This is a genomic window from Pseudomonas sivasensis (assembly GCF_052938085.1).
The window spans coordinates 588,120-602,736 of record NZ_CP176442.1 but is presented as its reverse complement, the minus strand read 5'-3'; the positions used below and the strand labels follow the sequence as shown (position 1 = coordinate 602,736).

Annotated in this window: 14 protein-coding genes; 7 read left to right on the top strand and 7 right to left on the bottom strand. The window is 60.6% G+C overall.

The window, feature by feature from the left end; genetic code table 11:
- Positions 1-49: 49 nt before the first annotated feature.
- Both ACKZ62_RS02955 and ACKZ62_RS02950 read left to right on the top strand, forming a co-directional pair.
- Positions 50-733, top strand: coding sequence for a DNA-3-methyladenine glycosylase (locus ACKZ62_RS02955; RefSeq protein WP_095186266.1), 684 nt, complete (start codon positions 50-52; stop codon positions 731-733).
- A 25-nt stretch (positions 734-758) separates the two neighbouring features.
- On the top strand, positions 759-2,075 hold the full coding sequence (locus tag ACKZ62_RS02950) for a bifunctional DedA family/phosphatase PAP2 family protein (protein WP_447096306.1): 1,317 nt from the start codon (positions 759-761) through the stop codon (positions 2,073-2,075).
- Here ACKZ62_RS02950 and ACKZ62_RS02945 read toward each other — a convergent pair.
- Genes ACKZ62_RS02945 through ACKZ62_RS02935 form a run of 3 tightly spaced genes read right to left on the bottom strand, consistent with a single transcriptional unit; the run spans position 2,069 to position 3,750 of the window.
- A complete protein-coding gene (locus tag ACKZ62_RS02945) occupies positions 2,069-2,662 on the bottom strand; it encodes an LON peptidase substrate-binding domain-containing protein (protein WP_095186203.1) in 594 nt (197 codons plus the stop codon). The genes ACKZ62_RS02950 and ACKZ62_RS02945 overlap by 7 nt on opposite strands.
- A gap of 21 nt (positions 2,663-2,683) precedes the next feature.
- Positions 2,684-3,400, bottom strand: a complete 717-nt coding sequence (locus ACKZ62_RS02940) for an LrgB family protein (RefSeq protein ID WP_032884589.1) — start codon at positions 3,398-3,400, stop codon at positions 2,684-2,686.
- A complete protein-coding gene (locus ACKZ62_RS02935) occupies positions 3,397-3,750 on the bottom strand; it encodes a CidA/LrgA family protein (protein ID WP_032884588.1) in 354 nt (117 codons plus the stop codon). Before ACKZ62_RS02935 ends, ACKZ62_RS02940 begins: the two co-directional genes overlap by 4 nt.
- A 164-nt stretch (positions 3,751-3,914) precedes the next feature.
- Here ACKZ62_RS02935 and ACKZ62_RS02930 point away from each other — a divergent pair, with 164 nt between their 5' ends.
- The 3 genes from ACKZ62_RS02930 (at position 3,915) to ACKZ62_RS02920 (ending at position 6,865) form a co-directional block, all read left to right on the top strand.
- Positions 3,915-4,370, top strand: coding sequence for a MaoC family dehydratase (locus tag ACKZ62_RS02930; RefSeq protein ID WP_032884587.1), 456 nt, complete (start codon positions 3,915-3,917; stop codon positions 4,368-4,370).
- Positions 4,371-4,475: 105 nt separating this feature from the next.
- On the top strand, positions 4,476-6,194 hold the full coding sequence (locus tag ACKZ62_RS02925; protein WP_032884586.1) for a C13 family peptidase: 1,719 nt from the start codon (positions 4,476-4,478) through the stop codon (positions 6,192-6,194).
- A 29-nt stretch (positions 6,195-6,223) separates the two neighbouring features.
- On the top strand, positions 6,224-6,865 hold the full coding sequence (locus ACKZ62_RS02920) for an oxidoreductase (RefSeq protein ID WP_032884585.1): 642 nt from the start codon (positions 6,224-6,226) through the stop codon (positions 6,863-6,865).
- Positions 6,866-7,002: 137 nt separating this feature from the next.
- Here ACKZ62_RS02920 and ACKZ62_RS02915 read toward each other — a convergent pair whose 3' ends face one another.
- From ACKZ62_RS02915 to ACKZ62_RS02900, 4 genes are all read right to left on the bottom strand, one after another.
- Positions 7,003-7,287 carry a YceK/YidQ family lipoprotein gene (locus ACKZ62_RS02915; RefSeq protein WP_032884584.1) on the bottom strand — a complete coding sequence of 95 codons (285 nt, stop codon included), beginning with the start codon at positions 7,285-7,287 and terminating at the stop codon, positions 7,003-7,005.
- Positions 7,280-7,909, bottom strand: a complete 630-nt coding sequence (gene ubiX, locus ACKZ62_RS02910; RefSeq protein ID WP_447096305.1) for a flavin prenyltransferase UbiX — start codon at positions 7,907-7,909, stop codon at positions 7,280-7,282. The genes ACKZ62_RS02915 and ubiX overlap by 8 nt, the downstream gene beginning before the upstream one ends.
- Positions 7,906-9,255, bottom strand: a complete 1,350-nt coding sequence (gene mpl, locus ACKZ62_RS02905; RefSeq protein WP_032884582.1) for a UDP-N-acetylmuramate:L-alanyl-gamma-D-glutamyl-meso-diaminopimelate ligase — start codon at positions 9,253-9,255, stop codon at positions 7,906-7,908. Before mpl ends, ubiX begins: the two co-directional genes overlap by 4 nt.
- A gap of 79 nt (positions 9,256-9,334) precedes the next feature.
- Positions 9,335-11,236 (bottom strand): sigma-54-dependent Fis family transcriptional regulator, encoded by a 1,902-nt coding sequence (locus ACKZ62_RS02900; RefSeq protein ID WP_181640284.1) that lies wholly within the window; start codon positions 11,234-11,236, stop codon positions 9,335-9,337.
- 272 nt (positions 11,237-11,508) lie between these two features.
- On the opposite strand from ACKZ62_RS02900, the gene exaC reads away from it, so the two are divergent.
- Both exaC and eat read left to right on the top strand, forming a co-directional pair.
- Positions 11,509-13,029 (top strand): acetaldehyde dehydrogenase ExaC, encoded by a 1,521-nt coding sequence (exaC, locus tag ACKZ62_RS02895; RefSeq protein ID WP_032884580.1) that lies wholly within the window; start codon positions 11,509-11,511, stop codon positions 13,027-13,029.
- 145 nt (positions 13,030-13,174) lie between these two features.
- Positions 13,175-14,608, top strand: a complete 1,434-nt coding sequence (gene eat, locus ACKZ62_RS02890; RefSeq protein ID WP_447096304.1) for an ethanolamine permease — start codon at positions 13,175-13,177, stop codon at positions 14,606-14,608.
- Positions 14,609-14,617 lie beyond the last annotated feature (9 nt).

Sequence of the window (14,617 nt, the reverse complement as noted above, 5' to 3'; positions counted from 1 at the left end):
GGGAGTTGTTATGATTCCGTCACATTTAGCCGCATTTCCCCTGACCGCCATGCCCAGCTCATCGCCCCAACGCCCCGCCAGCGCCCTGCCCGACGGCTTCTTCGACCGTGACGCGCAAATTCTTGCGCGGGAACTGCTCGGCAAAGTTGTACGCCATCGCGTCGGCGAAATCTGGCTTTCGGCTCGAATTATTGAAACGGAAGCCTATTACGTGGCCGAAAAAGGTAGCCACGCTTCACTCGGCTACACAGAAAAGCGTAAGGCTTTGTTTCTGGATGGCGGCCATATCTACATGTACTACGCCCGTGGCGGCGACTCCCTGAACTTCAGCGCACATGGACCGGGCAATGCCGTATTGATCAAATCGGCCTATCCGTGGGTCGATGACCTTTCCGGCCAGGCGAGCCTCGCGCAGATGCAGTTGAACAACCCGAATGCCGATGGCAGCCCGCGCACCTCGCAGAAGCTGTGCGCCGGCCAAACGTTGTTGTGCAAAGCGCTGGGGCTCAAAGTGCCGATGTGGGACGCCAAGCGCTTCGACCAGGAAAGGCTGTATGTGGAAGATGTCGGCCAGGTACCGACGCAAATCATCCAGACGACCCGCCTGGGCATCCCCAGTGGCCGCGATGAACACCTGATGTACCGTTTTGTCGATGCAGGCTATGCACCGTACTGCACACGGAACCCGCTGCGCCGAGGCCAGGTCGAAGGCCGCGACTATTTTCTGATTTGAATTTTGTGGTGATGGAGTGACGTTTATGGGCCAATGGCTCGATAGCATTACCGGCTGGCTGACCCTGAACCCACAATGGCTGGCGGTGGCGGTGTTTATCGTCGCGTGCGTGGAATGCCTGGCGATTGCCGGTTTAATCGTACCGGGCACGGTATTGCTGTTTGCCATTGCCGCATTGGCCGGCAGCGGCGCGCTGTCGTTGAGTGAGACGCTGTTGCTGGGCTTTCTCGGCGGTTTGCTGGGCGATGGGGTTTCCTACTTCCTGGGCAGACATTTCCACCAGAACATCCGCCGCCTGCCCGGTCTGCGCCACCACCCCGAATGGATGAACGGTGCAGAGACCTACTTCCACAAGTACGGCATCGCCAGCCTGCTGGTCGGACGCTTCATCGGCCCCTTGCGCCCGATGCTGCCGATGGTGGCCGGCATGTGCGATATGCCGTTCCCACGCTTTGCGGCAGTGAGCGTCCTCGCCGCAGCCGGCTGGTCGGTGGCCTACTTGCTGCCGGGCTGGGCCACCGGCGCCGCGTTCCGCCTGCCATTACCGGAAGGCTTCTGGTCTGAGGCCGGCGTTGTCACGGCGTGCCTGGCGGTCCTGCTGGGGCTGGGTTTGAACAGCAGCCTGCGCGACCACCGGCGCACCACCTTGTGGATAGGTTGCGCCAGCCTGACGTTGTTGATCGCACTGTTTATCGGTTATCCACACCTGAATGATTTCGATCAGGGTCTGAGCGCACTGGTGCAGGAGCATCGCAGCGCCTGGCTGGATGAAGCCATGGTGATGGTCACCCAATTGGGTGAGTTCAAGAAGATGTTTGTCGCCAGCGCCGTCTTCACCGGGCTTTTGCTACTGGCTCGACAGTGGCGCCACGCCATCTTTGTGGGCGCCACACTGGCCGGATCGGCGGTAATCAACACCGGGAGCAAATTGTTTTTCGCCCGCGGCCGCCCGGAAATCCTTACCGACCCCCTGACCAGTTTCAGCATGCCCAGCGGCCATGCCTCCGGCGCCTTCGCGTTTTTCCTGGCGCTGGCGGTGCTGGCAGGTTGTGGCCAACCGACACGGCTGCGCCTGACGTGGATACTGCTGGGCTGCATTCCCGCCGCCTTTATCGCCTTGTCCCGGGTTTACCTGGGCGCCCACTGGCCCTCGGACATCCTGGCCGGCACGCTCCTGGCGATGACGGTGTGTGCGTTCAGCCTGACAGCCATCCAGCACCGCAGCCCACTGCCACCCTTGCGCAAAAAAACATGGTGGCTGCTGCTGCCTGCCATAGTGGCAGTCTTGAGCTTTATTGCACTCACCGGCACATCCCACGCACTGCTGCGCTACGCCTACTGAGTGAAAAGCTCTTCCTGTAGCTCATCAAGCAGCATCTGGATCGCATCTAGGCGCTGCTGCGGGTCGTCGAGTTGCAGCAGGTCGATCTTGTCGGCCTCGGTAAAGGGCAAGAGATAAGCAAGCTGATTGCCCAAGGCTTGCTGGCCCTCGGCGTGAGCGTCCATGTCCAGCGAAGAGACCATCGGATGCTCGGCCAGGGCCTGGAGCAATGCCAACAGATCAGCGTCCTCTTCGTCTAACGGCTGGTCCGGCTGCTCATCCAGCCATTGCACCTCGGCCACCAGCAGCTGGTCTTTTTGCACGCCCGTATCGAGCACGCGAAAGCGCCGCCCGCCTTCAACACGAATCCCCAGCAGGCCATTGTCCTGCTGCTTGAAGTCGCGAATCAGCGCTTCACAGCCGATCAGCGCGTAGCCGTCAGGAGCCATGCCTACTTCCTTGCCGTCAAGGATGCACACCACGCCGAAGCTTTCGCCCTTTTTCATGCAACGGCTGATCATGTCCAGGTAGCGCGCCTCGAACAGTTGCAGATCGAGGGTGCAGCCAGGGAACAGCACGGTATTGAGCGGGAACAGCGCCAGACTCATAAAGGTTTCCTTAAACCTGGTTTAAACAATCACTGACACAGCCAACGGCAGGAACACCGCCGTGGCCACGCCCATCAGACTCATGGCCAGCGCCGCAAAGGCGCCACACTCCTCGCTCTCCTGCAGGGCCACCGAGGTGCCGACCGCGTGGGCGGTCATGCCCAACGCCATGCCACGCGCCTCGGGACTGTGCACACCCAGGCGCGAAAGTAACGCCGGCCCCACCATCGCCCCCACCACCCCAGTGATCAGCACAAACACCGCGGCCAGTGCCGCCACGCCGCCGATCTGCTCGGCCACCAGCATGGCGATCGGCGAGGTCACCGACTTGGGCGCCATGGTCATCAGCATCATGTGTTCAGCGCCGAACCACCAGCCGAGCAGCACACACAGGCCGGTAGCCAATACACCGCCTATCACCAGCGTAGTAAAAATTGGCCAAAATAATTGGCGAATGCGCCGCAGATTCAGATAAAGCGGCACCGCCAGCGCCACCGTGGCAGGCCCCAGCAGAATGCCCATGATCTCGGTGCTTTTGCGGTACTCGGCATAGCTCAGGCCGCAGGTGAGCAACACGCCGATCACCAGCAGCATGGAGACCAGCACCGGTTGCAGGAAGATCCAGCGGGTTTTCTCGAACCCCGCCAGCACCAGTTGATAGGCGCCCAGGGTAATACCGATACCGAACAGCGGGTGATGAATCACGGACGTCCACGCGCCATGCCAGTCGAAGATCATTGATCCTTCTCCTTGCGCTTGACCATCTGCTGCATCAGTACGCCAACGAATGCCATGGCGATCACCAGTGACAACACCAGCGCGCCGACGATGGCCCAAAAGTCAGCCGCGATGTCCTTGGCGTACACCATCACGCCGACTGCCGGCGGCACCAGCAGCAGTGGCAGATACCGCAACAGGCTGCCAGCGGCCAGGCTCAACGGCTCGCCCACCTCGCCACGCCAGATCAGGAAACCCAGCATCAGCAGCAGGCCAATGATTGGCCCCGGCAGAACCGGCAACAGCAAATGATTGATCGCCGTGCCGATCAACTGAAACAACACCAGCCATGTCAGACCACGTAACAGCATCCGCTTTCCCCCCCTCTGAACTCGCCCGCATTATAAGCATGCCGGCCCTATGCATCGGCATTCGCCAAAAGCATGGTGGGTTGACCGGGCTGGTTGCCCGTGATGATCTACATTGGTTCTCTGTAATCCATAAAAACAGCATCGATGAACCAAGGAGAGACGCAATGCCCTATGTACCTGTAGCGCAGCTCAAAGATTATGTCGGCAAGGAACTGGGACGTTCCGAATGGCTCACCATCGACCAGGCACGTATCAACCTGTTCGCAGAAGCCACTGGCGACCATCAGTTCATCCACGTCGACCCGGTCAAGGCTGCGCAAACGCCGTTCGGCAGCACCATTGCCCACGGTTTCCTGTCGCTGTCGCTGATACCCAAGCTGATGGAAGACATCCTGATCATGCCCGAAGGCCTGAAGATGGCGGTCAACTATGGCTTGGACACCGTGCGCTTTATCCAGCCGGTCAAGGTCAACTCCAAGGTTCGCTTGAACGTGATCCTCACTGACGTCACCGAGAAAAAGCCCGGCCAGTGGCTGTTAAAGGCCACTGCCACACTGGAGATCGAAGGCCAGGAAAAACCGGCCTACATTGCCGAGTCGCTTTCACTCTGTTTCGTGTAAGGCCATCCCTGTGGTGAGAGGCTGAAACTCACCACGGGGTATGTAAATTTATGTATGAAACTCGCAGCTGCGGCATACTCGGCGCTCAAATATCCGGATCCCGCTATGCGCCCACTCGCCCCCCTTGCCCTTGCCCTGTTGCTCACCGCTTGCGGAGACGGCGAATCGCTGTTGCCGCCCGATGCGCGCCTGCCCGACGGCGGCCGCTATCGGGGCGATGTGGTCAACGGCCTGCTGCAAGGCCAGGGCCGTGTGGACTACCCCAACGGCAGTTGGTACGCCGGCGCGTTCGACAAAGGCCAGTGGCACGGCCAGGGCGAGTGGCATGGCAGCAACGGCGAAGTCTATAAAGGCCAGTTCCAGCAAGGTCTGTTCGATGGACAGGGCAGCCTGACCACCGCAGCCAGCCAGTATGTCGGCGGGTTCCGCAACGGTCGGCGCAACGGCGAAGGCACCCTCAAAGAGGGGCAAATGACCTATCGCGGCGAATTCAAAGACGATCAGTATTCCGGTCTCGGCCGCCTGGAGTTGGCCGACGGCAGCCAATACCAGGGCCAGTTCGCCCACGGCAAGCCGAACGGCGAAGGCCAGCGCAACGACGACAGCGGCAATCAGTTCAGTGGTCGCTTCGTCGATGGCCAGTTGGAGGGCAACGGCACCTTCAACAGCGCCGACGGCGACATCTATGTCGGTCAGTTCAAGCAGAACCAACTCAACGGCAAGGGCCGCTATGAAAACGCTGACGGCGACGTGTGGATCGGCCAGTTCAAGGAAGGCGCGCTCAGCGGCAAGGGCGAACTGATCGGCGTGGATGGCAGCCACTACGTCGGCTATTTCAGCGATTGGCGCTTTACCGGAGAAGGCCGCCTGAACCTGACCGACGGCAGCTTCTACATCGGCGGCTTCGACAGCGACAACTATCAGGGCCGCGGCACGCTGGTCCTCACCGACGGCACGGTGCAGGCCGGTACCTGGGTCAACGGCATGCGCGTGCGTGACGCGGACGGCACATTGTTGCCTGACCCACTGGAGATCGGCGTGCTGGCCCAAGGGCATTTGCTCGATGCTGCCTTTGCCGCCGTGCCCGCCTCCACCCCTGCCGTGGAGTTGTACACCCTGGCGGTGGCCGGCGACGGCAAACAAAGCGTGTTCCTGCGCGAAGCCGATTACGTCAGCAACATGCTTGCCACCCGCTTCGGCGCACGTGGGCAGATCCGTTTGGTCAACCACCGCGACCATATCGCCGACCGCCCCCTGGCCACCCGCGAAAGCTTGCGCCGTGCCGTGCAAACCCTGGCCGAGCGCACAGGCCCGGAAGACCTGGTGTTTATCTACATGACCAGCCACGGCACCCACGAACACGAACTGGTGCTGGATCAGCCGCGCATGGAGCTGGCCGATTTACCCGCCGATGAGCTGGCCGCCGTGCTGACACCGCTGAAAAATCGCGACAAGATCATCGTAATTTCCGCCTGCTATTCCGGCGGCTTTATCCCGGCACTCAAAGACGACCGTACGCTGATCATGACCGCGTCCCGCGCCGACCGCGTGTCCTTCGGTTGCTCCGAAGAAGCCGACTTCACCTACTTCGGCGACGCCCTCTTCGCCCAAGCCTTCAACCAGACCGACGATTTGCAGCAAGCCTTCAAGCTGGCACAGCTGCATGTGAGCGAGCGCGAACAGGCCGACAATTTCGAAGCGTCCGAACCGCAGATATGGGCCCCCAAAGGCGTGATTGCCCACTGGCAACTTTTACGTAAACAGCAGGCACGAAAGGCGCTCGAAAGCGTCTCAATGAATAGCAAGGAAGCCAAAGGCAACTAAGCTGCAACGTGTAACAAGGGGGAAACACTATGTACCTGACACCTCAGCATATCTTGCTCGCAGGGGCCTCCGGCCTCACTGGCGAACACCTGCTCGACCGCCTGCTCAACGAACCCACCGTGACCCGCGTGCTCGCGCCGAGCCGCAAGCCATTGGCCGAACATCCACACCTGGAAAACCCGGTGGGCGACCCAGCGGTGTTCCTGCCGCAACTGAGCGGCCGGGTAGATATCGCCTTCTGCTGCCTGGGCACCACAATCAAAAAAGCGGGCTCGGAAGAGGCTTTCCGTGCGGTTGACCTGGATATGGTCGTCGCCTTCGCCAAGCGCGCACGGGAAATGGGCGCACGGCACCTGATTGTGATCAGCGCGATTGGCGCCGATCCGAAATCTTCGATTTTCTACAACCGAGTCAAAGGGGAAATGGAGCAGGCACTCAAGGCCCAAGACTGGCCGCAACTGACCATCGTGCGACCGTCGCTGTTGTTGGGGGAGCGGCTGGAACCCCGTTTGGCCGAACAACTGGCAGGGCCGCTGTCACGGCTGATTCCCGGCAAGTACCGAGGCATCGAAGTGTGTGAACTGGCCCGGGCCATGTGGCGCCTGGCGCTGGAAGAGCAGAATGGGGTGCGGATCGTAGAGTCGGACGAACTGCGCAAGCTCGGTAAATAAAGCCGAACACAAAGCAAAATGTGGGAGGGGGCTTGCCCCCGATGGCGGAGGGTCGGTCAACATATTGGGTGACTGATACACCGCTATCGGGAGCAAGCCCCCTCCCACATTGGTTTTGTATTGCCTTCGGGTCAGCGCTAGAGCCCGCCTGTGGCGTTAAATCCCACTCCGAGCACCGTCAACACCGACAGCGGCAACAGCAAAGTGTCGAGCAACGCACTGGCCGGCAGGTCGACACCGGGATAGCTCGGCGCCTCAGCACCAAACCGGTCCTTGGCGCAGCAACCTCCATTCATTGCGTACAAGTCCAACCGCGTGCCGGCATACACCACCGGCGCGCCGGGCTGCGCAGCGTCCAGCGTACGCGCGGTGGCGCAGCCGCCCAATTGCAACGCCAGTATCACCAACAGTGCCTTATTCATCGCTGCTCAAATGGTGTTCGCCCCAACGCGGCAGCATGTCCTGTGGAATATTCAGCAGGTTGAGAATCCGCGCCACCACAAAATCCACCAGGTCATCGATGGTCTGCGGCTGATGATAAAAGCCCGGCGACGCAGGCAAGATGGTCACGCCCATGCTCGACAACTTGAGCATGTGTTCCAGATGAATGCTCGAATACGGCGCCTCGCGCGGCACCAGGATCAACTGGCGGCGCTCCTTCAATGTCACGTCTGCCGCGCGCTCGATCAGGTTATTGCAGGCCCCGGTGGCAATCGCCGACAAGGTGCCGGTGGAGCACGGCACAACAACCATTGCCGCCGGTGCACCGGAGCCCGAGGCCACTGGCGACATCCAATCTTCTTTGCCATAAACCTTGATCTGCCCCGGCGCCGCACCGGTGTACTCGGTGAGGAAGGCCTGCATCATCTGCACCTTGGGAGGCAGTGCCACGTCGGTCTCGGTCGCCATCACCAACTGCGCGGCCTTGGAGATCAGGAAGTGCACCTCGCGATCTTCACGCACCAGGCAGTCAAGCAGACGCAGGCCGTAGGGCGCGCCCGAGGCACCGGTCATCGCCAGGGTGACGCGTTCCGGCCCGCTCATTTCAGCGCCTCGGCCAGTTTGCCGTGCAAGCCGCCGAAGCCGCCGTTGCTCATGACCACCACATGGGTGCCAGGCTTGGCCTGCTGCTTGACGAACTCAATGATGCCCTCGATGGAATCACAGACTTTCGACGGCACCGTGCACTGGGCCGCAATCGCCGGCAAGTCCCAGCCAAGATTGGTCGGGGCGTACCACACCACCTGGTCGGCATCGTTGACGCTTTCCGGCAGGCCGTCGCGGTGTGCACCGAGCTTCATGGAGTTTGAGCGCGGCTCGACAATAGCAATGATCGGGGCATCGCCAACGCGCTTGCGCAGTCCGTCAAGGGTGGTGGCAATGGCGGTTGGGTGGTGGGCAAAGTCGTCGTAGATGGTAATCCCATTCACGTCGGCGACTTTTTCCATGCGGCGTTTTACGCTTTTGAATGCGCTCAGCGCAGCAATGCCCATGGAAGGCACCACGCCCACATGCCGTGCGGCAGCCAGAGTGACCAAGGCATTGGCAACGTTGTGCTGACCAGTCATGTCCCACTCGACGATGCCTTGGGCCTCACCCTCAAACAGCACTTCAAACCTGGAACCGTCTTCACTGAGCAACTTGACCTGCCATTGCCCACCCGCACCGGTGGTTTGCACCGGTGTCCAACAGCCCATCTCGATCACGCGCTGCAAAGCCGGCTCGGTAGTCGGGTAGATGACCAGGCCTTCGCTTGGGATGGTACGCACCAAATGGTGGAACTGCCGCTCGATAGCGGGCAGATCGGGGAAGATGTCCGCATGATCAAACTCAAGGTTATTGAGGATCGCCGTGCGTGGACGGTAGTGGACAAACTTGGAGCGCTTGTCGAAGAAGGCGCTGTCGTATTCGTCAGCTTCGATCACAAAGAACGGCGTGTCGCCCAGGCGCGCGGAGACCGAGAAGTTTTGTGGCACGCCGCCGATCAGGAAGCCAGGACTCATGCCTGCATGCTCCAGCACCCAGGCCAGCATGCTGCTGGTAGTGGTCTTGCCGTGGGTACCGGCAACGGCCAGTACCCAGCGGCCTTGCAGCACATGATCGGCCAGCCATTGCGGGCCGGAGACGTACGGTAAACCTTTGTTGAGCACGTACTCGACGGCCGGGTTGCCACGGGACATGGCATTGCCGATCACCACCAGATCCGGCACCGGGTCGAATTGCGCCGGATCGTAACCCTGGGTCAGTTCAATGCCCTGCGCTTCAAGTTGCGTGCTCATGGGCGGGTAAACATTGGCATCGGAGCCTGTCACGTGATGGCCCAGTTCTTTAGCCAGAACCGCCATCGAACCCATGAAGGTGCCGCAGATACCAAGAATATGAATGTGCATAGTCGACCTCGTAAACATCGAGGCAGGTTAGCGCAGGGGGGCGAAAATCGCACTCTTTAGCTGTAGGACCAAACCACGATCACCCGGGCAGAGACGCACGTGCGATGCCGTGCCGGCGCAGCTTTCTATACAACGTATTGCGGCTGACACCCAGTTGCTCCGCCGTATGGGACATGTGCCAGCGCTGTTGTTCCAAGGCCGTTAGCAAGGCAAGTCGCTCGGCGTCTTCCAGGGGCGACTCGGCGGGCTTAGCCTCAACCACCGGTTGCGGCCGGGCCTGGCGGATCGACGCGGGCAAATCTTCAAGGCCCACGCGCCCGTCGTCACACAGCGCCGCCAACGTACGCAGCACCGTGCGCAGTTGTCGGACGTTACCGGGCCAGGCAAAGGTCAACAGCGCCGAACGCGCCGCCGGGTCGAGTTGTACAGTCTGCCCGCCCGCCTCTTCAGCCAGCAGAAAATCCAGCAACTGAGATTTATCGCTGCGCTCACGCAGCGGTGGCAACCCAACTTCCAGCCCGTTGAGCCGGTAATACAAGTCCTCACGGAAACTGCCGTCCTGGACACGCCCCAGCAAGTTGCGGTGCGTCGCGCTGATAATTCTGACGTTAACCGCCTGGGGCTCACCGCCGATAGGCACCACCATGCGGTCCTCCAGAACCCTTAATAAGCGGGTTTGCAGAGCCAGAGGCATATCACCGATTTCATCGAGGAACAGAGTGCCGCCGTCAGCCTGTTGCAACTTACCCTGCATGCCCTCCTTCCGCGCGCCAGTGAAACTGCCACCGCGATAGCCGAACAGCTCGCTTTCGATCAGGCTTTCCGGGATGGCGGCACAGTTGAGGGCGACGAAGGCTTTGTCGGCACGCTGGCTGGCATGGTGCACGGCCTTAGCGAAGGCTTCTTTACCGCTGCCGGTTTCCCCATTAATCAGTAGCGGCACATCTCGCTCGAATACCCGCAGCGCCTTGCGAAAATCATTTTGCAACGCCGGATCACCCAGGCAGATGCCAGCCAGGCGGGCGGGCTCAGCCTTCGCGATGGGTAAAGACACACTGCGTGGCTGACCACGCAGTGCGGCAAACAAGCGCCGCCCATCGCGGGTGCGCAGTGGCCAACTGGCGGTCGCATTGGCACTGGCGCGACCGAGTAATTGATCCAGAGAACAGTCGAAGAACGCCTCCACCGGCTGACCCAGCAGGTTGCCTCGAACCTGCCCTAGCAGATTCAGCGCGCTCTGGTTCATCGCGCAAATGCGCCCTTCACCATCGAACGCCAGCAACCCTTCGCTGAACAGGCCCACGGACTCGGCCTGCAGATGAAAGCGCAACAGCCAGTGGTGCTCGAAATGGCGCAGGAAGTAGCAGCTCTCGATCATCTTCGCTGACAGGTTCACCAGCGCCATGGTGTGAAACTGACTCTGGCGCGATACCGCTTCCCGGGCTGACGACACGTCCAGCACCGCCAGCAATTCACCATGGGGGTCGAACACCGGGCTCGCCGAGCAGGTCAGCCCGGTGTGGCGGCCACGGAAGTGTTCATCGCGATGAATGGTCAGGGACTGACGCTCCACCAGGCAGGTGCCGATGCCATTGGTCCCTTCGCAGGCTTCACTCCAATCGGCACCGAGCCACAGACCGGCGCGCTCGAAAATCTTGCGCTCGGACGGCGCAGTGACACAGTTGAGGATCACTCCGCGCGCATCGGTCAGCAGTACCGCGTGGCCGGCACCGGAGAGCTGCTGGTGCAGGCTATTCATCTCACTGCCGGCGATGTGGAGCACTTGCTGCAGACGCTCGCGGCTTTCCAACAGGCGCCCGTGTTCAAGCACGGTGGGTGCGATGGTCTGCGCGGGATCCAGGTGGTAATCCTCCAGGCACCGCAGCCAGGAACGGGCGATGGACGGATCGCTGGAGGGGTCACGGCCACGTGCCACGGTGAGGACTTGCTGGGCATGGCGACTGAAATGATCGTTGTGCATGTTCTTATTATTCTCCCTGCGTGAGAGCGTCCAGCATCCCCCAGCCCTGCAAGAGATGCAATCCCGTGCAGACCCACCGGTCACAGGCTGTACCGTTTATGGCACAAAGTGTCACCCAGGCTGTGCCAGGCGTGTGACAGCAATGCCTTTCAACAAACCTCAACCCCTTGATTTACCTGGCCCTCAAGGCAGTGGCCCGACCTTTGCTCTACGCTTTACCAAGCGCTTGAGCGCTGCACTCCAATAAACATAAAAGCCAGGAGATACCCACCATGCGTTACGCACACCCCGGTACTGAAGGCGCGATCGTTTCGTTCAAGGCCAAGTACGGCAACTACATTGGTGGCGAATTCGTTGCGCCGGTCGACGGCAACTATTTCACCAACACCTCGCCGGTCAACGGCAAACCCATCGCCGAATTCCCGCGCTCCACTGCCAAAGACATCGACAAGGCCCTCGACGCCGCCCACGCCGCCGCTGACGCCTGGGGCAAGACCTCGGCCCAGGACCGCTCGCTGGTGCTGCTGAAAATCGCCGACCGCATCGAACAGAACCTCGAACTGCTGGCCATTACCGAAACCTGGGACAACGGCAAAGCCGTGCGTGAAACCCTCAACGCCGATATCCCGCTGGCCGCCGACCACTTCCGCTACTTTGCCGGCTGCATCCGCGCCCAAGAAGGCACCAGCGCCGAGATCAACGAACACACCGCGTCCTATCACTTCCACGAGCCTCTGGGCGTGGTTGGTCAGATCATCCCGTGGAACTTCCCGCTGCTGATGGCCGCCTGGAAACTCGCCCCGGCCCTGGCGGCCGGTAACTGCGTGGTGCTCAAGCCCGCCGAACAAACCCCGCTGGGCATCAACGTGCTGATGGAAGTCATCGGCGACCTGCTGCCACCGGGCGTGCTGAACGTAGTCCACGGTTTCGGCAAAGAAGCCGGCGAAGCTCTGGCCACCAGCAAACGCATCGCCAAGATCGCCTTCACCGGCTCCACCCCGGTGGGTTCGCACATCATGCATGCGGCGGCGGAGAACATTATTCCGTCCACCGTTGAGCTGGGCGGCAAGTCGCCGAACATCTTCTTCGCCGACATCATGAAAGCCGAACCGTCCTTCATCGAGAAAGCCGCCGAAGGCCTGGTGCTGGCGTTCTTCAACCAGGGCGAGGTGTGCACCTGCCCATCCCGTGCGCTGGTGGAAGAGTCGATCTACGACGACTTCATGAAAGTGGTGATGAAGAAAATCGAGCAGATCAAACGCGGTGACCCGCTGGACACCGACACCATGGTCGGCGCCCAGGCGTCCGAGCAGCAGTTCGACAAGATCCTGTCCTACCTGGAAATCGCCAAGGGCGAAGGCGCGCAGTTGCTCACCGGCGGCAAGGTGGAGCAGCTCACCGGCGACATGGCCGGCGGTTATTACATCCAGCCGACGCTGCTCAAGGGCACCAACGAAATGCGTGTGTTCCAGGAGGAAATCTTCGGCCCAGTGGTGAGCATCACCACCTTTAAGGACGAAGCCGAAGCCCTGGCCATTGCCAACGACACCGAGTTCGGCCTGGGCGCCGGCGTGTGGACCCGCGACATCAACCGCGCCTACCGCATGGGCCGGGCGATCAAGGCGGGCCGAGTGTGGACCAACTGCTACCACCTGTACCCGGCGCATGCCGCGTTCGGTGGCTACAAGAAGTCCGGTGTGGGCCGCGAGACACACAAGATGATGTTGGACCACTACCAGCAGACCAAGAACTTGCTGGTGAGTTACGACATTAATCCACTGGGCTTCTTCTAACTAACATCCCCTCCCACTTTTGAAACAAGGTCATTGATGGGAGGGGGTTTTCCCCTCCCACACTTAGATCGTCACAAGTACTTGCGAATAGCATTCGGCACACAGAGGCCGAGTTAAAAACAATAACAACGAAAGGTACTTCTTCATGCCTAGCGAACCGACTGGATCTTCTGTCGACTTCGAAAAAGTTGACTCCCAATACTTCCAACAACGCGAACTTAAAAAAGGCGCCGCCGGCTGGGTGCTGTTAGTTGGGCTCGGCGTTGCCTACGTTATTTCCGGCGACTATGCCGGCTGGAACTTTGGCCTCGCCCAGGGTGGCTGGGGCGGTATGTTCCTCGCCACATTGCTGATGGCCACCATGTACCTGTGCATGTGTTTCTCCCTGGCCGAACTGTCTTCGATGATCCCTACCGCTGGCGGTGGCTACGGCTTTGCCCGCAGTGCCTTCGGGCCTTGGGGCGGTTTTCTCACGGGCACGGCCATTCTGATCGAATACGCCATAGCCCCCGCCGCCATCGCGGTGTTTATCGGCGCTTACTGCGAGTCGCTGTTCGGCATTGGCGGTTGGATGATCTACTTGGCGTTCTACATCATCTTTATCGGTATCCACATCTTTGGCGTTGGCGAAGCCTTGAAGCTGATGTTTGTCATCACTGCCATCGCCGCGGTTGCACTGGGCGTGTTCCTGGTGTCGATGGTGCCGCACTTCAACGTCGCCAACTTGCTGGATATTCCGGTGACCGAGGCCAAGGGCGCCAGCACCTTCCTGCCGTTTGGCTACGTCGGCGTGTGGGCGGCAATTCCCTACGCGATCTGGTTTTTCCTGGCCGTAGAAGGCGTGCCGCTGGCCGCCGAAGAAACCAAGAACCCCAAGCGCGACCTGCCTCGTGGCCTGATCGGCGCCATTGTGGTGCTGACCAGCTTTGCCTTGTTGATCCTGGTGATTGCACCGGGCGGCGCGGGCACTTACGCGTTGATCAAATCCGGGAACCCGCTGGTGGAAGCGCTGGCGTTGTCCTACGGCCGTTCGACCTGGATGGGCAGCTTCGTCAACCTGGTTGGCTTGGCCGGACTGATCGCCAGCTTTTTCTCGATTATCTATGCCTATTCGCGGCAGATCTTCGCCTTGTCCCGTGCCGGCTACCTGCCGCGCAAGCTGTCTGAGACCAACAAGAGCAAGGCACCGGTACTGGCGCTGGTGATCCCCGGCATTATCGGTTTCGGCCTGTCGCTGACAGGCCAGGGGGATTTGCTGATCCTGGTGGCGGTGTTTGGCGCGACCATTTCCTACGTACTGATGATGGCCGCGCACATAACCCTACGCATCCGTCGCCCCAAAATGGACCGTCCTTACCGCACGCCGGGTGGCATTTTCACTTCAGGGGTTGCCTTGGTACTCGCCTGCGTGGCCGTCGTTGCGGGCTTTCTGGTGGATCCACGGGTGGTGATTGGCGCCGCGATCATCTATGGAGTATTAATTGCTTACTTTGCTTTCTACAGCCGGCATCACTTGGTAGCAGGCACGCCCGAAGAGGAATTCGCGGCGATCCAGGCCGCAGAGGCCGCCTTGCACTAACTGCCGTAA